We start from the raw sequence: 841 nt of genomic DNA on the forward strand, positions 1-841 counted from the left end.
ACGCCCCGGTTTTTCAACTCGTTTAAGACATGAAGCCAGAACTTTGCCGATTCATTTTCCCCGATCCAGATGCCAAGCACATCTTTGTGGCCTTCCAAGTCAATGCCAATGGCCATGTAGGCGGCTTTGTTGATGATGGCACCGTCTTGTTTCACCTTGAAGTGAATCGCATCCAGGAACACCACCGCGTATACCGCCTGTAAGGGACGGTTTTGCCATTCTTTGATCAGCGGGATGATCTTGTTCGTCACGTTGGAGATGAGGGTAGGAGAAACCTCGATGCCGTAGAGCTGCTGCAGGTGATCCTGGATGTCACGGGTAGAAACACCCTTGGCATACATGGCAATGATCTGGTCTTCGATACCCGTCACGTTCGTTTGGTTCTTTTTGACGATGGTCGGCTCAAACTCACCGGCCCGGTCACACGGAACCTGAATGTCCACATCGCCGTACTCGGAACGCACCTTTTTCTTGCTGTAGCCGTTCCGGCTGTTGGTGGTTTTCTTATTTTTCGTGTCGTGCTTGGTGTAGCCAAGTGACGTCTCCAGTTCGGCTTCCAACATCTCCTGAAGGGTGTCGGCAAACAACTCCTTTAGGGCTGATTGGACGTCTTCCACCGATTGCATGTTCTTTTCCTTGATCCACTGCTTCAGTTGCTATTTGGACATCAGGCTCATGGGCTCTCCCAACCTTTCTTTGAAATCATTTACTCTATTTGAAGGTTAGGAGTTTACACAAAATAGTTTATAGACTCTGATTCATTACTCTGGACTTTCATCAATCCTCTTTACACGGAGTTAAGACTAAGGATAACTTTGTGTAAAGGGGTTGTTTTTCTATG

1 protein-coding gene is annotated in these 841 nt (G+C 47.8%); it reads right to left on the reverse strand.

Annotated features, from left to right (window positions below; translation table 11 throughout):
• A partial coding sequence (locus FOI68_RS22700; RefSeq protein WP_255433835.1) for an IS256 family transposase occupies window positions 1-626 on the reverse strand: 626 nt, incomplete at its 3' end.
• Window positions 627-841 lie beyond the last annotated feature (215 nt).

Source organism: Brevibacillus sp. LEMMJ03 (assembly GCF_007197875.1).
Lineage (GTDB): Bacteria > Bacillota > Bacilli > Brevibacillales > Brevibacillaceae > Brevibacillus > Brevibacillus thermoruber.